This is a genomic window from Geodermatophilus chilensis (assembly GCF_002802985.1).
Classification (GTDB): Bacteria; Actinomycetota; Actinomycetes; order Mycobacteriales; family Geodermatophilaceae; genus Geodermatophilus; species Geodermatophilus chilensis.
On sequence record NZ_NVPT01000003.1, the window covers coordinates 12874 to 29780 of the forward strand.

Here is a 16907-nt window from a genome sequence, read left to right on the forward strand (position 1 = left end):
CCGCCTGGCCCGCTCCGCACCCCCATTGTCCGAGAAGGAGACAACGATGTCTGAGCTGCAGCTGCCCCCCTCCCGGGGGCTGTCGCGCCGCCGGTTCCTGGGTGGCCTGGCCGGCTCCGCCCTGCTGCTCGCCGGCTGCGGCGGCGGCGAGGGCAGCAGCCGGGCCAACCGGACCTTCGCCAACGAGGCGGAGAAGTGGCGGCAGTACGACGGGTTCAAGCTGACCTTCGTCACGGAGAACACGCCGCCGTCCACGGGGATCAAGCAGCTCGTCGACCGTGGTGACTTCAAGAACCTGACCGGCATCGACGTCGAGATCCTGCAGCAGGACCTGCCGGTCATGTTGCAGAAGGCCGAGCTGGACCTCCGGTCGGGCGGAACCACCTACGACCTCATCTACGCCCAGGACAAGCCGGTCACCTCGGTGCTCGCGGATTACCTGGAGGACCTGAGGCCCTACATGGAGGACGACTCGCTTCCCCAGGCCGACGGGGGCTACGACGAGGGCACGTGGTACCCCAACTACCTCGACGTGGCCAGCTACGCGTACAGCGACCGGTTGATCAGCCTCCCGTACGACGCCGCGGACGCCGTCTTCTGCTACCGGCGCGACCTCTTTGAGCAGTACGCGGGCCAGTTCCAGTCCGAGTTCGGCTATCCCATGCAGTACGGCCCGGACACGACCTGGAAGAACGTCCTGGACTTCGCCACGTTCTTCAACCGGCTGAACGCCTCCGACCCGACCGTCCCCTACGGGATGGGCCTGCACCTGGGGCAGTTCGCCTGGACCACCCAGCTCGACGTTCAGCGGATGCTGTACTCGCACGGGCAGTGGCGGGAGTTCGACATCGACGACGTCCAGGGGTCCAAGGACCCCGGGGCGACCCGCTGGGGCGACGACCAGTCGATCCGTGGCCTGGAGCTGTACAAGGCGCTGTTCGACCAGTCGACGCCGGACGCCCTGTCCCTCGGGACGGTCGAGGTGGCGGACGCGTACAACGCCGGCAAGATCGCGATGCTGACGCAGTACCACGAGTTCGCCGCGTCGTTCGAGGACCCGGCCAACGCCGGTGGCGGCGGGCGGACGGCCTACGACGTCTGCCCCAAGGGCGACCGCCAGTACCTCGCGGGCAACGGCGAACTGGTCAACGGCACCAACTGCGGCATCGGGGGCATCTCGATCAACGCGGCGGCGTCCGAGGACCAGAAGCGCGCCGCGTACATGTTCGCCGTGTGGGCGACCAACGTGGAGAACCAGGCGGAAAACCTCAAGATCTCGGGCGGGACGCCGACCCGCCTGGCGGTGGGGGACCGCCCGGAGGTCGAGCAGGCGCAGGGGCAGCCGTACGGCACGGGGGACACCGGTCGCGTCGGGCCCTCCCAGTACCCGAACGCCCTCACGTTCCCCGCGGTCACGGTGGGCATGGCCGACCCCAACGCGGTCCTCGGCCCGAAGATCCCGAAGTTCAACCAGTACGTGACCATCGTGGCCAACGAGATCCAGGCGATGTGCGCGGGGAACTCCGACCCCGAGGCCACCGCGAAGGTGATCCAGTCCCGGACCGACGAGCTGCACGGGGCGTGATCGGCGTGCCCCGGCCGGGCCCCCTGGCCGGCGACGCCCAGGCGAACGCAGGAGAGAACCAGCATGGCCGTTGACACAGCAACACCCGGGGCGGTGCTCGGCACGCCCAGGCCCAACACACCGCGTGCCCGCAGGTACCTCGCGCCGCTCCTGCTGCCGGCGGTCATCCTCCTGGCGCTGCTGAGCATCTACCCGTTCGTCTGGCTCATCTACATGTCGTTCCACGCGGTGGGCCTGGCGCCCGGCGCACCGAGCGAATTCGTCGGGCTGGACAACTGGCAGCGGATGTTCACCGACTCCCAGTACTGGGCCAGCTGGGGAGTGCTCGCCAGGTACTCCGTGGTGAGCATGGTGCTGGAGGTCGGCCTGGGGACCCTCCTCGCCATCCTCCTGAACCGCTCCAAGCACGAGAAGCTGCTGATCACCGTCCTGCTGATGCCGATGATGATGGCGCCGGTCGTCGCCGGCCTGCTCTGGCAGTACCTCTACAACGGCACCTTCGGCTGGTACTTCTGGGGGCTGCGCAGTGTCGGGCTGCTGGACGAGGGGACGATCCTCGGCAGCGCGGACACCGCTCTCTGGGCGATCGTCGCGGTGGACGTGTGGGAGTGGACCCCGCTGGTCGCGCTCATCGTCCTGTCGGGCCTCAAGCTGGTGCCCCAGGACCAGCTCGAGGCCAGCTGGATGGACGGCGCCGGGCCGGTGCGGAGCTTCTTCCAGGTCGCCCTGCCCAGCATCAAGGGATCGCTCATGATCGCGATCCTGCTGCGATTCATGGACAACATCCGCATCATCGACCACTTCATCGCCCTCACGGGCGGTGGCCCGGCCAACAGCACGAAGGTCCTCCCGCTCTACCTCTACGAGCAGTCGTTCTCGTTCTTCGAGCTCGGCTACGGGGCCTCGATCGCGCTCACGCTCCTGCTCGTGACGATCTTGTTCGGGAAGCTCGTGGTCAACCGGTTCGAGGAGCGGGAGCCCCGACCGTCGAAGAAGGACGAGGAGCTGGTCTGATGACGACGAACCCGCGCACGGGTACCCGGGACGACGTGACGCAGGTCCAGGACGACCGGGCCGACGTCCGGGGCGACGACCTCCTCCCGGGACCCGCGGTCGACGCCAGGGACCAGGTGGTCCGGGGTCGTGGCAGCCGGATCGCCGGGGTCGTCATCACGGCGTTCCTCGGTCTGTACGTGATCTGGACCCTGGTGCCCTTCTACATCATGATCACGTCCTCGTTCAAAGCCTCGGACGCGGCCTTCGCCCTGCCCCCGGAAGGCGACTGGGGCGGGGCCGTCTCCCAGCTGTTCGTCTTCAGCCCCACCACGGAGCACTACCGCGGCCTGTTCGCCCAGGGGGAGTTCGAGCGGTACTTCACCAACAGCGTGGTGGCCGCGGTCGCCTCGGCGGTGATCTCGGTGGTGTTCGGGACGACCGCCGCCTACGCCATCTCCCGTGGCCGGTTCCGGGGCAAGCGCGATCTGTACTTCTGGATCATCTCCACGCGCATGGCGCCGGTCGTCGCCGTCACGGTGCCGCTCTACGCGATCTTCAAGAACTTCGCCCTGCTGAACACCCTGCCGGCGCTGATCCTCGCCTACACGGTGTTCAACCTGCCGTTCGCCATCTGGATCCTGAAGGGCTTCTTCGACTCGGTGTCCTACGAGATCGAGGAGGCCTACATGGTGGACGGGCACTCCCGGTGGCAGGCCCTGTGGAAGATCATCCCGCTGGTCGCCCCCGGGCTGGCCGCGGTCGTCGTCCTCTGCATCCTGCTGGCCTGGAACGACTTCATCTTCGCCGCCGTCATGGGCGGCGAGGCGGCCAAGACACTCCCGGTCGCGACCCAGGGGCTGAAGTCGGCCAGCGGCATCGAGTGGGGCCAGATCATGGCTGCCGGCGTGGTCACGGTCGCGCCGATGCTGCTGCTCGGCATCGTGATCCGGAAGTACATGGTCCAGGGCCTGACCATGGGCGCGGTCAAGCAGTGAGACGGGCCGCTGACCTCATGACACGGCACCTCGTGGCACGACTCTCGTCGTCCCCACGTCCCAGCACCCCACCCGCCTCCGGGCGTCCGGTCGAGGAGTTCTCATGGCATCGCTGACGTTCAACGGAGTCTGGAAGCGCTACGACCAGGTCGAGGCGGTCAAGGACCTCAACCTCGCCGTCGCCGACGGGGAGTTCCTGTGCCTCCTGGGCCCGTCGGGATGCGGCAAGTCCTCGTCGCTGCGCATGATCGCCGGCCTGGAGTTCATCTCCGACGGCGACATCCTGCTCGACGACCGGCGCATCAACGACCTCGAGCCGAGGCACCGCGACATCGCCATGGTCTTCGAGTCCTACGCGCTGTACCCGACGAAGACCGTCTTCGAGAACATGGCCAACCCGTTGCGGCTGCGCAAGCTGTCGAAGGACGAGATCGACCGGCGGGTGCGCGAGACGGCGCGGATCCTGGAGATCGAGCGACTCCTGAACCGGCGCCCGTCGCAGCTGTCGGGCGGCCAGAAGCAGCGCGTCGCCATCGGGCGGGTCCTGGTGCGCGAGCCCCAGGCCTTCCTGTTCGACGAACCGATCGCGCACCTGGACGCCAAGCTGCGGGCCCGGATGCGCGGCGAGCTCAAGCACATCCAGAAGACCCTCGGCACCACGACGGTCTACGTCACCCACGACCAGCTCGAGGGCATGTCGATGGCCGACCGCATGGCGATCATGCGGGAGGGGGTGCTGCAGCAGGTCGGCACTCCCCACGAGGTCTTCAACCGTCCGACCAACGTGTGGGTGGCCACCTTCGTCGGGGACCCGCCCATGAACATCCTCAACGCCGAGGTGCAGGCCGCCGACGGCGGCCTCGTCGCCCGCGCGCCGGAGTACACCATCACGATCCCGGCCCAGCAGGCGGCGGCGCTGTCCAGTGCCCGGTTGACCGACAACAAGGTCCAGATCGGGGTCCGCCCGGAGGCGCTGACCCTGTCCTCGGTCCGGGATCCCCAGCACCCCATCGCCGGACGCATCTACGCGGTCCAGCCACTGGGTGACGTGGAAATCGTGGACGTCCGGGTGGGTGACGACCGGATCCTGGTCCGCACCGAGCTCGGGACGATCTCCAACGAGGACATGAACGCCCCGGTGTTCCTAGGCTACAAGCCGGAAAAGCTCTACTTCTTCGATGCCGTTTCCGGCCAGGCCGTGTACTGACCCAGGCCCTCGGGGCCCGTCCTTGGCCGACGCATGGGACTGGACCAGGGCTCGGGTCACGGACCTCTTCGCAGCGGTCGGCGCCCACTCCCTCGCGGGCCGGTCGACGCCTTCCATACCAGAACTCACCCGGCGCCATGGAGCGCCCGTCAGAGGATCAGGAAGTCGAATGCCCAAGGTCATCCCCCTCGCACCGGCGGCCGAGTGGGTCGAGCTGTCGTCGACCGACGAGGACTGGGACGAATTCCCAGGCGACCGGCTCAAGACGATGCTCGTGCAGCTCTACCTCATCCGAGCCTTCGAGGAAGAGGTGCTCGACCTCGCCAGCCAGGGACTCATCCACGGTCCCGCCCACTCGAGCATCGGGCAGGAGGGTGGCGCGGTCGGGTCCTGCCTGTCGCTGCGGTCGGACGACCAGGTCACCGGCTCGCACCGCGGGCACCACCAGTTCCTCGCCAAGACCCTCGGCCACGTGGCGCCGGACGGACTGGACCCCGCCGCGGACTTCTCGCCCGCCGTCCGCGAGGTCCTGGAACGGTCCCTCGCCGAGATCTGCGGCCTGGCGTCGGGCTACTGCCGAGGCCGGGGCGGCTCCATGCACCTCCAGTGGGAGGAGGCCGGGGCGATGGGGACGAACGCCATCGTCGGCGGCCACGTCCCGCAGGCGGCCGGGTTCGCGTGGTCGGACAAGCACGCCGGCACGGACGCCGTGTCGGTCACGTACTTCGGCGACGGGGCCATCAACATCGGCTCGGCCTTGGAAATCTTCAACCTGGCCGGCGCCTGGAAGGTCCCGGTCTGCTTCTTCATCGAAAACAACCACTACGCCGTCTCCACGACGCCCGAGGAGGCGACGGGGGAACCGCGGCTCTCGGCGCGAGGGCTCGGCTTCGCCATCCCCAGCTGGCGGGTGGACGGGATGGACCCGCTGGCCGTCCACCTCGCCATGGAGGAAGCCGTGGCGCACATGCGCGCCGGAGGCGGGCCGACCCTCATCGAGGCCGACGTCTACCGCTACTTCCACCAGAACGGGCCTTTCCCGGGGAGCGCCTTCGGCTACCGCACCAAGGACGAGGAGCGCGGCTACCGGGAGCGGGACCCGCTCATCCGGGTGGCCGCCACCCTGGTCCGCCGAGGCCTGCTCAGCGAGGACGACGTCGCCGGGCTCTGGTCGAAGTCGAAGCAGGTGATGAAGGACATCTCCGGCTCCTTCCTGGAGCCGGACCCGGACGGCAAGCCGGGCTCCAACCGCTACAAGCGCGACCTGCTGCCCGACCCCGCGTTCGCGGACGTCGGGGTGCGCGGTGACCTCTCCGAGCTGTCCGGTCTCCGGTACATGGAAGCCACCGAATACCAGGGCGCCACGAAGGAGCGGAAGTTCATCGACGTGATCGCCGACGTCATGCACCGGCGGATGGAGACCGACGAGCGGATCGTCGTGATGGGCGAGGACGTCCACAAGCTCAAGGGCGGCCCGCGCGGCGCCACCCGCGGGCTCAAGGCGGCCTTCCCCGACCGGGTCCTCGGCACGCCCATCGCCGAGAACGCCTTCGTGGGCCTGGCCGGGGGCATCGCGCTCGACGGGCGGTACCGCCCGGTGGCCGAGCTCATGTACGCCGACTTCATCTGGGTCGCGGCCGACCAGCTGTTCAACCAGGTCGCCAAGATGCGGCACATGTTCGGTGGCGACAGCCCCGTCCCCTACGTGCTGCGGATGAAGATCGGGACGGGGACCGGCTACGGTTCGCAGCACTCGATGGACCCGGCGGGCATCATGGCCACCGCTCCGGGGTTCCGGATCATCGCGCCGTCGAACCCGTACGACTACATCGGGCTGATCAACACCGCACTGGCGTGCGACGACCCGGTGGCGGTCCTCGAGCACGACGCGGACCTGTACTCCTCGATGGGCACCGTCCCGGAGGAGGACCTGGACTACTGCCTGCCCGTGGGCCGGTCCGCGCTGCGGAGGGAGGGGGAGCAGGTCACGGTCATCTCGTACCTCTCGATGGTCCCGCGGTGCCTGGACGCTGTGGAACAGGCGGGCGTCGACGCCGACGTCATCGACCTGCGCTGGCTCGACCGGGGGAGCCTCGACTGGCCGGCTATCGAGGCCAGCATCCAGAAGACGAACAACGTCCTCGTCGTCGAGCAGGGGGCGATCGGCACGTCCTACGGGACCTGGATCGCCGACGAGATCCAGCGACGCTACTTCGACTGGCTGGACCAGCCGGTGCAGCGGGTGCACGGCGGCGAGGCCTCGCCGAGCGTCAGCAAGGTCCTGGAGCGCGCGGCGCTCGGCCAGACGGAGGACATCGTGGCCGCGCTGACCGCCATGACCAAGTGAGCGGGACCGCCGTCCCGAACCCCAGCCGACTGCCGGAGGGCTAGGTCACGTGGCAACCGTTCTCAGAATGCCGGGCGTCTCCGCCGACGCGACGGAGGCCGCGCTCCTCGACTGGGCGGTCGAGCCCGGTGCGACGGTCAAGCGCGGCGACGTCATCGCCAGCGTCGAGACCGACAAGGCCGTGGTGGAACTGGAGGCCGAGGAGGACGCCGTTCTTTTCAAGACCCTGGCCTCCGCCGGGGAGATGGTGCCCATCGGCGGGCCCATCGCCGTCTTCGTCCAGCCCGGTGAGGAGGTGCAGGACGAGCAGGCGATCCTCGGGAACGTCGGGCTGGGGCCGCAGATCTCCGGTCCGCTCGAGGGCGCGGACGAGGAGCGGTCCCAGGACGCCCTGGTGCCGGGAGCCAAGGAAGCGCTCATCGAGCACACCGCGGATGCGGTGGTGAGCGGCAACGGGGACGGGCACGGGCGCGTCTTCGCCAGCCCCCTCGCCCGCCGGCTGGCAACGCAAGCCGACCTGCGGCTCGAGGACCTCGAGGGCACCGGGCCCGGCGGCCGGATCCGGCGCCGTGATGTCGAGGCGGCCCTGAGCAAGCGAGGGGCCGCCGCGACAGCTCCTCCCCTCGAGGTGGTGGGGACTCCGGCCTCGGGGGATGGGGCCGCCGAGCAGACGCCTGCTCCGGCAGGTGCACCGGCGGCGGCCGTGGCAGGCGCCGCGTACACCGAGATCCCGCACTCCCGGTTCCGCCGGGCCGTGGCCGCGGCACTCACGGCCAGCAAGCAGCAGGTGCCGCACTTCTACCTCACGGCGGCCTGCCGGGTGGACGCGCTGCTGGACCTGCGCCGGCGGGTCAACGACGAGGGCGGCGTCAAGATCACCATCAACGACTTCTTCGTCAAGGCGGCCGCCCGGGCCATGGTCGCGGTCCCCGACATGAACGTCGTGTGGACCCCCGACGCCGTCCGGCGCTTCGAGTCGGTCGACATCGCCGTGGCGGTGGCCAGCGAGCGGGGTCTGGTCACCCCCGTCGTCCGGTCGGCGCAGAGCCGGTCGCTGTCCGATATCTCGGCCACGGTCAAGGACCTCGCCGCCCGCGCCGCCGCCGGCACGCTCAAGCAACAGGAGCTCGAGGGGGGATCGCTGGCGATCTCCAACCTCGGCATGTACGGCGTCGAGGAGTTCGCCGCGATCATCAACCCGCCGCAGGTCGGGATCCTCGCCGTCGGCGCCGTCACCTCCCGCCCGATCCAGCTCGACGACGGGGGAGTGGGGTTCGGCCAGTTCATCACGGTGGTGCTCTCCGCTGACCACCGGCCCGTCGACGGCGCTCTGGCCGCCCAGTGGCTCGCGCGGTTCCGCGAGCTCGTGGAGAACCCGATCCGGCTGCTCGTCTGACGCGGTGACAGCCACCACAGCAACAGCCCAGTCCCGGCAACCCTGGAAGGCAGCGCGATGACATTCCTCGTGAACGACCCCAGCGACTTCCCGAGGGAACTCGCCGACGGGTTCCTCGCCGCCAACAAGCGCTACGTCCGGAAGGTCTTCGGTGGAGCGGTCCGGGCCACCGAGAGCAGGCCGGGCAAGGTCGCCATGATCGTCGGCGGGGGCACCGGCCACCACCCGGCCTTCGGCGGGTGGGTCGGTCAGGGCATGGCCGACGGCGTCGTGTTCGGCAACATCTTCTCCTCGCCCTCGGCCGCCCAGGCGGTCAGCGTCGGCCGGGCCGCCCACCACGGCGGCGGGGTCCTCATCGCCTTCGGCAACTACGCCGGCGACGTCCTGCACTTCGGGGAGGCGACGGAGCTGCTGAAGGCCGAGGGGATCGACGCGCGCATCGCGGTGGTCACCGACGACATCGCCTCCGCGCCGCCCGAGGAGGCGCACAAGCGCCGTGGCATCTGCGGGTGGGTGACCGTGTTCAAGGTGACCGGAGCCGCCTGCGAGGAGGGCCGCTCGCTCGACGAGGTCATCGCGGTCTTCGACCACGTGAACCACCGCACGCGCACGCTGGGGGTGGCCTTCTCCGGCTGTACGCTCCCCGGCGCGGACGGGCCGCTGTTCACCGTGGCGCCCGGCAAGATGGGGGTCGGCCTCGGCGTCCACGGCGAGCCGGGCATCTACGACGCCGACCTCAAGAGCGCTGACCAGGTCGCGCAGGTCCTGGTCGAGGGGCTGCTCAAGGACAAGCCGGAGAACGTGGGCAACCGGGTCATCGCGCTGCTCAACGGACTCGGCTCGACGACCTACGAGGAACTGTTCGTCACCTATGGCGCCGTCGAGAGGCTGCTGCGCCAGGCCGGCGTCGAGGTGGTCGACTGCGAGGTCGGTGAGCTGACCACCTCGCTGGACATGGGCGGTGTCTCCCTGACGCTCACGTGGACCGACGACGAGATCGAGCGGCTCTGGAACGCGCCGGTCGACACCCCCGCGATCCGCCGCGGCACGATGGAGGCTCCGCGCTTCATCGACGACTCGCAGCTCTCCACCGAGGCCCCCCGGATCACGGTCACCGAGCCGGGCAGCCCCGAGTCCCAGGACGCGGCGCGGCACATCGCCGCCGGGCTGGAGGCCGTGCTGGTCACCCTGCGGGAGCATCAGCAGGAGCTCGGCGAGCTCGATGCCTTCGCCGGCGACGGCGACCACGGGGTCGGCATGGTCCGGGGAGCGGAGAACGGGCTGGCTGCGGCGCGTGAACTCGCCGAGCAGGGGGCCGGCGCCCGGACCGTGCTGGCGGGGGCCGGCGAGGAGTGGTCCGCGCAGGCCGGGGGCACGTCCGGGGCACTGTGGGGAGCCATGCTCGCGGCCGCCGGCCAGGCGCTCGGGGACGACCAGCCCGTGGACGCCGCAGCGCAGGTGCGCGCCGCCCGTGCGGCGCTGGACGCCCTGCGGCGGATCGGCAAGGCCGAACCCGGTGACAAGACGATGCTCGACGCCCTCATCCCCTGCGTGGAGGCCCTCGAGGCCGAGGTACAGGGCGGCGCGTCGATCGCCGAGGCCTGGCGGAGGGCCGCGGACGCCGCGGAGTCGGCCGCGCAGGCGACGGCCCCCATGCGGCCGCGGATCGGCCGGGCCCGGCCGCTGGCCGAGCGCAGCATCGGTCATGCCGACGCCGGCGCGACGTCCCTCGCCCACATCGTGCGGACGATCGCCGACCAGGTGCGCGGTTGATCCGTCCACCGGCAGACGCGGCCGGGGACGGCCCGGCCGTCCTCGGCCGCAGCCGCGGCCCGCGGGGGCCGGTCCGGCCCCTGGTCGAGGGGAGCCCGCGGCCGCTGGTGGAGTGCCACGACGGCGTCCTGTTGGATCTCGACGGTGTCCTCTACGTCGGGCCGCACGCGGTCGCCGGCGCGCCGGAGGCCGTGGCCGCCGCCCGGGCGGCCGGGCTGCGCGTGGCGTTCGTGACCAACAACGCCTCCCGCACGCCGGAGACCGTGGCCGCCCACCTGACCGCACTGGGCATCGCCGCGGCACCCGGAGACGTCGTCACCTCGGCGCAGGCGGCGGCCACCCTGGTCGCCGAGGCCGTGGCACCGGGCGCGGCCGTCCTCGTCGTCGGCGGGGAGGGGCTGGACGCGGCGCTGGTGGAGCGCGGGCTGCGCCCCGTGCGGCAGGCCTCGGACCACCCCGCAGCGGTGGTGCAGGGCTTCTCCCCGGACGTCGGCTGGCGGCTGCTCGCCGAGGGCACCTACGCCGTCCGTGCCGGCGTGCCGTGGATCGCCAGCAACCTGGACGTCACCGTGCCCACCGCCCGGGGACTGGCTCCGGGCAACGGTGCGCTGGTGGAGGTCATCGCGCAGGCGACGGGGCGCCGGCCGGTCGCTGCGGGCAAGCCACAGACGCCGCTGCACCTCGAGGCCGTGCGCCGCACGGGCAGCCGCGAGCCGCTGGTCGTCGGCGACCGGCTCGACACCGACATCGAGGGGGCGAACCGGGCCGGTGTCGCCAGCCTGCTGGTGCTCACGGGCGTGACGACGCCCGTCGACCTGGTCCTGGCCCAACCGGTGCACCGTCCCTCGTACGTCTGTGCGGACCTGTGGGACGGCCTCATGCGGGGACACCCCCCGGTGCACCGCCACGAGGCCGGCGGGTGGAGCTGCGGCGGCTGGATCTGCACCACGACCGGGACGGGGATCGCCCTGGTCGGGGCGGGAGCGGGCCTCGACGGCCTGCGCGCGGTCTGCGCGGCCTGGTGGCACGACGGCGGAGGGGACCCGGAGACGGTCCGGGAGGTCGTGGCGGGGCTGGGGCTGTGACGAGGACGTGGCCATCGGGGTCGGCGGGACGGGACCGGGGATGTTCCGAGCCGGTGACGAGGACATTGCCAGCGAGTGTCCGAGTTCCTACGGTGTCCCCATGCCTGAGACCGCGGGCATGGTGCGGCGGGGGGACCTGTCCAGCGCCCTCTCCGCGTACGCGCGTGACCTGTACGAGGACGCCCGGCTGGTCCCCCTCCTGCGCAGGCTCATGACGGCCAGTTGCACCCTGACCGGATCGGTCGGCAGCAGCATCTCGATCGTCGACCCCGCTGCGGGGCGCTACACCAAGGTCGCCGAGCGCGGTACGGCCTGCCGTCTGGGTCAGAGCTTCCCCCTGGACGAGGGCGTCACCGGGCGGGTCATGGCCAGCCAGCGGCCGATCGTGCTGGCGAGCTACCGCGACGTCGCGATCGGGCACCTGCTGCCGGGCAGCCGGGCCCGCGACGGCGCGGTCGCGGCCATCCCGATCTGGTGGCGGGGTGACGTGATCGGGGCCAACGTGGTCTTCGCAGGCACCCCCCGGTCCTTCACCACCGACGAGGTCGACCAGCTCGAGGTGGTGACCCAGGTGGTCGCGCCCGGCATCGTCACGGCCGCCGGGCGGGACCTGGCGATGAGCCACCTGTTCCGGCGGGCCGAGGACCCGCCGGCGCTCCGGACGCAGGGCGCGGGCGCCGTGGACCCGACGTGTGCCTCGGTCGCCGAGGTCGCCCTCGGCCTGGCCTCCCTCGTGGCGCGGGCCTCGCTGCCGGGACAGGAGCCCGCGGACCCGGTGCAGGTGCGCATCGTCCGCGACGAGGCCGCCCTCCGTCTCGAGGTGCAGGACACCGGCGACCGGGCGGTCGGCTGGCAGGAGCTGGTCGACGGCGCGGACGGGGCCGTCGAGCTCGTCCTGGCGGAGGGGCGCAGCACGGCGTCGCTGCTGCCGACCGGCCCGGATCGTCCCGGCGCCACGCCCTCCCCGTTCACCGCGCGGGAGCAGCAGGTCGCCGTACTGCTGAGCCGGGGGATGAGCGATCGGGCGATCGCCGACGCGCTCCTCATCTCGCCGAAGACGGCCGAGAAGCACGTCGGGGCGGTGCTGCGCAAGACCGGCACGTCCTGCCGCACGGCCGCCGTCGTCCGGGCGCTGGAGCGGGGATGGCTCGTCGAGGGGCCGGCCACCCGGGGATGAGTCCTGGGGGGATCTCCCCATGGGACGCGCGGCCCTCGAGGGGTTGACTGACGGGGGACCCCGGTGCCGGACGCCGGGCGTCGTCGACCCCGAGGAGGACCCCTGTGCCCGTGGTGTCGCTGAAGGAGACGCTCGACCGAGCCTTCGCCGAGCGGTATGGCGTGCCGGCGATCAACATCGTCGACGACCTGAGCATCCAGGCCGTGCTCGCCGCCGCCGTCGAGGAACGCTCCCCGGTGATCATCCAGACGTCGGTGAAGACGGTGAAGATGTACGGCCGCGACCAGCTCTACGGCATCTTCACCGCGCTGGCCCGCGACGTCGACGTCCCGGTCTCGCTACACCTGGACCACTGTCCCGACCGCAGCGTGATCAGCTCCTGCCTGGGAGGTGGGTGGAACTCGGTCCTGTTCGACGCGCACGAGCTCGACGTCGCCGAGAACCTGCGGCAGACCACGGAGGTGGTCCAGGAAGCGCGGCGGTACGGGGCGAACGTCGAGGGCGAGATCGAGGGGATCCAGGGCGTCGAGGACGACATCGGTTCGGACGAGGCCTCGGTACAGCAGTCCCTCGAGGTGGCAGTCGACTTCATCAAGCGCACTGGCGTCGACTGCTTCGCGCCCGCGATCGGCAACGCGCACGGCCAGTACACGTCGGCCCCGGTGCTCGACCACCAGCGGGTCACCGACCTCGTCGAGGCCACCGGTGTCCCCATGGCACTGCACGGCGGTACCGGTCTGTCGAAGGAGCAGTTCCAGGACCTCATCGCCCGGGGATGCGCCAAGGTCAACATCTCCACGGCGCTGAAGGAGGCGTACATGAAGTCCGCCCTCGAGTTCCTGCGCGGCGCCGAGGAGAAGGGCAAGTGGGACCCGCCGTCGCTGTTCAGGCACCAGACTGCAGCGGTCACGCAGATGGCCCGTGAGCACATGCGCCTGTTCGGCAGCTCCGGGAGGGCCTGATGCCCACCCTCGTCTTCGACTGCGACGGGGTGCTCGCCGACACCGAGCGGTACGGGCACCTGCCGGCCTTCAACGCCACGTTCGAGCAGTTCGGCCTCCCGGTGCGCTGGGACGAGGAGGAGTACGGGCGGCGGCTGAAGATCGGTGGAGGCAAGGAGCGGATGGCCAGCCTCTTCCGGGACCCCGGCTTCGTCGAGGCCGCCGGCATCCCGGGGGACGAGAAGGAGCGGGCGGACCTCCTGCTGACCTGGCACAAGGCGAAGACCGCCCACTTCAAGTGGATGGTCGCCAACGGTGAGCTGCCGCCCCGGCCGGGCGTCTCGCGGATCATCCCCGAGGCCCTGGCGGCCGGCTGGACCGTCGCGGTGGCCTCCACGTCGGCGGAGGAGTCGGTGCACGCCGTCCTGGTGAACGCCGTCGGACCGGAGGTGGCCGAGCGGGTGCCAGTCTTCGCGGGGGACGTCGTCCCGGCCAAGAAGCCCGACCCCGCCATCTACACGCTGACGCTGGACGTCCTCGGCGCCGACCCGTCCGACACGCTGGTCGTCGAGGATTCCCGCAACGGCCTGCTCTCGGCGACCGGCGCCGGCCTGCCCTGCCTGATCACGGTGAACGGCTACACCCGCGACGAGGACTTCAGCGAGGCCGTGCTGGTCGTCTCGGAACTCGGGGACCCGGGCCGCCCACCCATCGAGGTGCTCGCCAACCGCAGTGGGGCCCGCCCCGGGGACCACGTGACGCTCGACGACCTCCAGGAGTGCATCCGCACCGCCCCGCGGGTGGCGCGGGGAGCGACCGCCTGAGCCACCCGGCTCGTCTCGCCGCGCGGCCGCCCTCGCCGGACGCCCCGCGGCAGGCGGCCGACCGGGAGCCGCCCGGCCCGGAGCTCACTCGAAGCGCACGGGCTGGCCGGTGGCCTCCAGCACGGACATCCACAGGTCGCCCTGCGGGTCGACGTGGTTGCGGCTGCTGACGGCCAGCGGCATGGGGATGTGCACGAAGCGGCGGCGACGGCGGCCGACGATGATCTCCGTGCGCCCGGCCATCGCCGCGTGCACGGCGGCGTGGGCCAGCCGGAGGCAGTAGGCACTGTCGAAGGGGTTGGCCGGGACGCTGCGGATGGCGTAGCTGGGGTCGAAGTAGCGGACGTTGCACTCCATGCCGTGCGCATCGAAGTGCTCGGTGACCAGCCGGCGCAGCAGGCGCCCGATGTCGCCGAACCGGACGTTGCCGGAGGCGTCCGTGCCGGGCGCCTCTTCCTCCACGTGTTCCTGTCCGGCCCCCTCGGCGGCGACGACCACGGCGTGCCCGAGCGCGGCCACGCGGCGGCGCAGGTGCTCGAGGAAGCCGCCGTCTCCCTTGAGCGCGAACGGCACCTCCGGGATGAGGACGTAGTCCGCGTCGTCCTTGGCGAGGGTCGCGTAGCAGGCGATGAACCCCGAGTGGCGGCCCATGAGCTTCACCAGGCCGATCCCGTTGGGCGCGGACCGCGCCTCGACGCCGGCCGCCTGGATCGACTTGGTCGCCTCGGCCATCGCCGTCTGGAAGCCGAAGCTCTGGTCGATGAAGGGGATGTCGTTGTCGATGGTCTTGGGGATCCCCACGACCGCGACCTTGAGCCCTCGTTCGCTCACGACCCGGACGACGTCCATGGCCCCGCGGATGGTGCCGTCCCCACCGATCACGAACAGGATGTTGATGTTCAGCCGTTCGAGGGCGTCGACGATCTCCTCCGGGTCCTGCTGGCCGCGGGAGGTGCCGAGGATGGTGCCGCCCTCGTCGTCGATGTGCATGACGACCTCGGGGGTGAGGTCGATGACGTCGTCGCCGTAGCTCGGGATGAAACCGCGGAACCCCCGCTGGAAACCGACGATGCGCCGCACGCCGTAGTGCCTCGACAACTCCAGGACGAGACCGCGGATGACGTCGTTGAGACCGGGGCACAGGCCGCCGCAGGTGACGATGCCGACCCGCGTCTTGGCAGGATCGAAGTAGATCTTCTTGCGGGGACCGCCGGGCTCGAGACTCGGCAGCTCCTCCAGGGGGACCCCTCGCGCGCGGGCCGTCGCGATGGTGTCGTCGAAGAGGACCCGGTCCTCCTCGACGACCGAGTGCTGGGTCGTCTCCCGGGCACGGAGTCTCGCGGCGAGGGGGGAGTCGATCCGGCACGGGCCCAGGGTCCGCACTGCGAGGTCCTCGCGGTCCACCATGCGCGAACGTTCCCACACCGGCGGGCGGGAGTCGGAGGACTCTGCGCCGCGTCGGTCAGCTCCAGCGTCTCCGGCTCCGGATGGCCCAGTAGTGCTCGGGCGGGTCAGGCGTCACCAGGTCCTCGAGGTCGACGGCTCGGACGAGGTCGAGGGCGGCGGCGTTGCTGCGCAGCTGCGGCACGGTGACGGCGCCGCACAGGACCACGTCGCACCAGGGTTGGGCGAGCGCGGCGGCGAGCGCGACCGCATCCGTCCCGACGCCGTGACGGCGAGCGGTGTCCTCTAGACGGGTGCCGTGCACGGAGCCCGGCTCGGTGAGGCGACCGTTGGCGAGTGCCTCCTTGACCACCACGCGCATCCCGGCCTCCCGCGCCTCGGCGAGCGCCGGGCCGACACTCGGCTCGAGGGGGTTCCAGGTCGCCTGGACGCTGGTGAACAACCGGACGCCGTCGTGCACGAGCTCCACGCCGCGCCGTACGGCGTCCGCCTGAGCGGGCCCGGAGGTGGAGAAGCCGAGCTCGACGCCGGTCCCGGCCACCTCGGCGAGCCGGGCGACCAGCGGCCGGTCGTTCCACAGCGGACTGCCCGGAGTGAGCGAGTGGACCTGGTACAGCCGCAGCCACCGTCCCAGGAGCCCGGCCGTCTCGGCGAACTGGCGCTCGAAGGCCGTCAGGCTGTGGTCCTTGACCTCGTGCTCCGGCGCATCGAGACGCCAGTCGCCGGTGTACGCGTACCCCCACTTGCTGGCGACGAAGGGCGCCGGGTCCACGCCCGGCAGCCAGCGGCTCAGGAACTCCTCCGCGAGCCCGTAGGAGCGAGCCGTGTCCACGTAGGAGATGCCGAGGGAGCCAGCTGCGTCGAGCAGTTCCCGAGCGCGCTCCTCCAGTGCCTCGACCGACCGGTCGGACGGCAGGTCGGCGTCCCGGCCCGTGGTGATGTAGGCAGGACGCCCGATCGCGGCCATCCCCAAGCCGAGTCGGGCCACGGTCGGTTCCTCCCTCCGGGTGGGCGCCGGGTGGTGCCGGTTTCGGCGACCGGGTCGGGACCACACTGCACCACGGGTGCGGTGTCCGGCGCCGGTCCAGTCTCGTGTGCGGGACTGCGGGTGGCGCAACCCCTGGGGGGCGACACCTGCGAGCGCCACGGGTCCTCATCCGGCCGTCGCGCCGCTCGT

The 16907-nt window shown here is 71.2% G+C and carries 13 protein-coding genes; 11 read left to right on the forward strand and 2 right to left on the reverse strand.

What is annotated here, in order from left to right; translation table 11 throughout:
* Positions 1 to 46 precede the first annotated feature (46 nt).
* The 11 genes from CNO22_RS00905 to CNO22_RS00955 all read left to right on the forward strand — a co-directional run bounded on the left by CNO22_RS00905 (position 47) and on the right by CNO22_RS00955 (position 14326).
* On the forward strand, positions 47 to 1585 hold the full coding sequence (locus CNO22_RS00905) for an extracellular solute-binding protein (RefSeq protein ID WP_100497482.1): 1539 nt from the start codon (positions 47 to 49) through the stop codon (positions 1583 to 1585).
* A gap of 63 nt (positions 1586 to 1648) precedes the next feature.
* Complete coding sequence (locus CNO22_RS00910; RefSeq protein WP_100497483.1) at positions 1649 to 2599, forward strand: carbohydrate ABC transporter permease; 951 nt, start codon at positions 1649 to 1651, stop codon at positions 2597 to 2599.
* Positions 2599 to 3576, forward strand: coding sequence for a carbohydrate ABC transporter permease (locus CNO22_RS00915; RefSeq protein WP_100497484.1), 978 nt, complete (start codon positions 2599 to 2601; stop codon positions 3574 to 3576). Before CNO22_RS00910 ends, CNO22_RS00915 begins: the two co-directional genes overlap by 1 nt.
* A gap of 103 nt (positions 3577 to 3679) precedes the next feature.
* A complete protein-coding gene (locus CNO22_RS00920; RefSeq protein ID WP_100497485.1) occupies positions 3680 to 4783 on the forward strand; it encodes an ABC transporter ATP-binding protein in 1104 nt (367 codons plus the stop codon).
* A 169-nt stretch (positions 4784 to 4952) separates the two neighbouring features.
* Positions 4953 to 7130 carry an alpha-ketoacid dehydrogenase subunit alpha/beta gene (locus CNO22_RS00925; protein ID WP_100497486.1) on the forward strand — a complete coding sequence of 726 codons (2178 nt, stop codon included), beginning with the start codon at positions 4953 to 4955 and terminating at the stop codon, positions 7128 to 7130.
* Positions 7131 to 7197: 67 nt separating this feature from the next.
* Entirely contained in the window at positions 7198 to 8526 is a 1329-nt protein-coding gene (locus CNO22_RS00930) for a 2-oxo acid dehydrogenase subunit E2 (protein WP_198588023.1), read from the forward strand.
* A gap of 57 nt (positions 8527 to 8583) precedes the next feature.
* Positions 8584 to 10299 carry a dihydroxyacetone kinase family protein gene (locus CNO22_RS00935; RefSeq protein WP_100497488.1) on the forward strand — a complete coding sequence of 572 codons (1716 nt, stop codon included), beginning with the start codon at positions 8584 to 8586 and terminating at the stop codon, positions 10297 to 10299.
* A complete protein-coding gene (locus CNO22_RS00940) occupies positions 10296 to 11384 on the forward strand; it encodes an HAD-IIA family hydrolase (RefSeq protein WP_232806699.1) in 1089 nt (362 codons plus the stop codon). Before CNO22_RS00935 ends, CNO22_RS00940 begins: the two co-directional genes overlap by 4 nt.
* Before the next feature lie 100 nt (positions 11385 to 11484).
* Positions 11485 to 12561, forward strand: coding sequence for a GAF domain-containing protein (locus CNO22_RS00945; protein WP_198588024.1), 1077 nt, complete (start codon positions 11485 to 11487; stop codon positions 12559 to 12561).
* 110 nt (positions 12562 to 12671) lie between these two features.
* A complete protein-coding gene (locus tag CNO22_RS00950) occupies positions 12672 to 13523 on the forward strand; it encodes a class II fructose-bisphosphate aldolase (RefSeq protein WP_198588025.1) in 852 nt (283 codons plus the stop codon).
* Positions 13523 to 14326 (forward strand): HAD-IA family hydrolase, encoded by an 804-nt coding sequence (locus CNO22_RS00955; RefSeq protein ID WP_100497491.1) that lies wholly within the window; start codon positions 13523 to 13525, stop codon positions 14324 to 14326. Before CNO22_RS00950 ends, CNO22_RS00955 begins: the two co-directional genes overlap by 1 nt.
* An 84-nt stretch (positions 14327 to 14410) precedes the next feature.
* On the opposite strand, the gene CNO22_RS00960 is transcribed toward CNO22_RS00955, so the two are convergent.
* Positions 14411 to 15733, reverse strand: a complete 1323-nt coding sequence (locus tag CNO22_RS00960) for an ATP-dependent 6-phosphofructokinase (protein ID WP_100497492.1) — start codon at positions 15731 to 15733, stop codon at positions 14411 to 14413.
* Positions 15734 to 15788: 55 nt separating this feature from the next.
* On the reverse strand, positions 15789 to 16718 hold the full coding sequence (locus tag CNO22_RS00965; protein WP_232806700.1) for an aldo/keto reductase: 930 nt from the start codon (positions 16716 to 16718) through the stop codon (positions 15789 to 15791).
* Positions 16719 to 16907: the final 189 nt, after the last annotated feature.

What these genes read in the sequence shown, in the direction of transcription:
- CNO22_RS00905 (WP_100497482.1), top strand. Translation starts at nt 47, where the DNA reads ATGTCTGAGCTGCAGCTGCCCCCCTCCCGGGGGCTGTCGCGCCGCCGG.
- CNO22_RS00910 (WP_100497483.1), top strand. Translation starts at nt 1,649, where the DNA reads ATGGCCGTTGACACAGCAACACCCGGGGCGGTGCTCGGCACGCCCAGG.
- CNO22_RS00915 (WP_100497484.1), top strand. Translation starts at nt 2,599, where the DNA reads ATGACGACGAACCCGCGCACGGGTACCCGGGACGACGTGACGCAGGTC.
- CNO22_RS00920 (WP_100497485.1), top strand. Translation starts at nt 3,680, where the DNA reads ATGGCATCGCTGACGTTCAACGGAGTCTGGAAGCGCTACGACCAGGTC.
- CNO22_RS00925 (WP_100497486.1), top strand. Translation starts at nt 4,953, where the DNA reads ATGCCCAAGGTCATCCCCCTCGCACCGGCGGCCGAGTGGGTCGAGCTG.
- CNO22_RS00930 (WP_198588023.1), top strand. Translation starts at nt 7,198, where the DNA reads ATGCCGGGCGTCTCCGCCGACGCGACGGAGGCCGCGCTCCTCGACTGG.
- CNO22_RS00935 (WP_100497488.1), top strand. Translation starts at nt 8,584, where the DNA reads ATGACATTCCTCGTGAACGACCCCAGCGACTTCCCGAGGGAACTCGCC.
- CNO22_RS00945 (WP_198588024.1), top strand. Translation starts at nt 11,485, where the DNA reads ATGCCTGAGACCGCGGGCATGGTGCGGCGGGGGGACCTGTCCAGCGCC.
- CNO22_RS00955 (WP_100497491.1), top strand. Translation starts at nt 13,523, where the DNA reads ATGCCCACCCTCGTCTTCGACTGCGACGGGGTGCTCGCCGACACCGAG.
- CNO22_RS00960 (WP_100497492.1), bottom strand. Translation starts at nt 15,733, where the DNA reads ATGGTGGACCGCGAGGACCTCGCAGTGCGGACCCTGGGCCCGTGCCGG.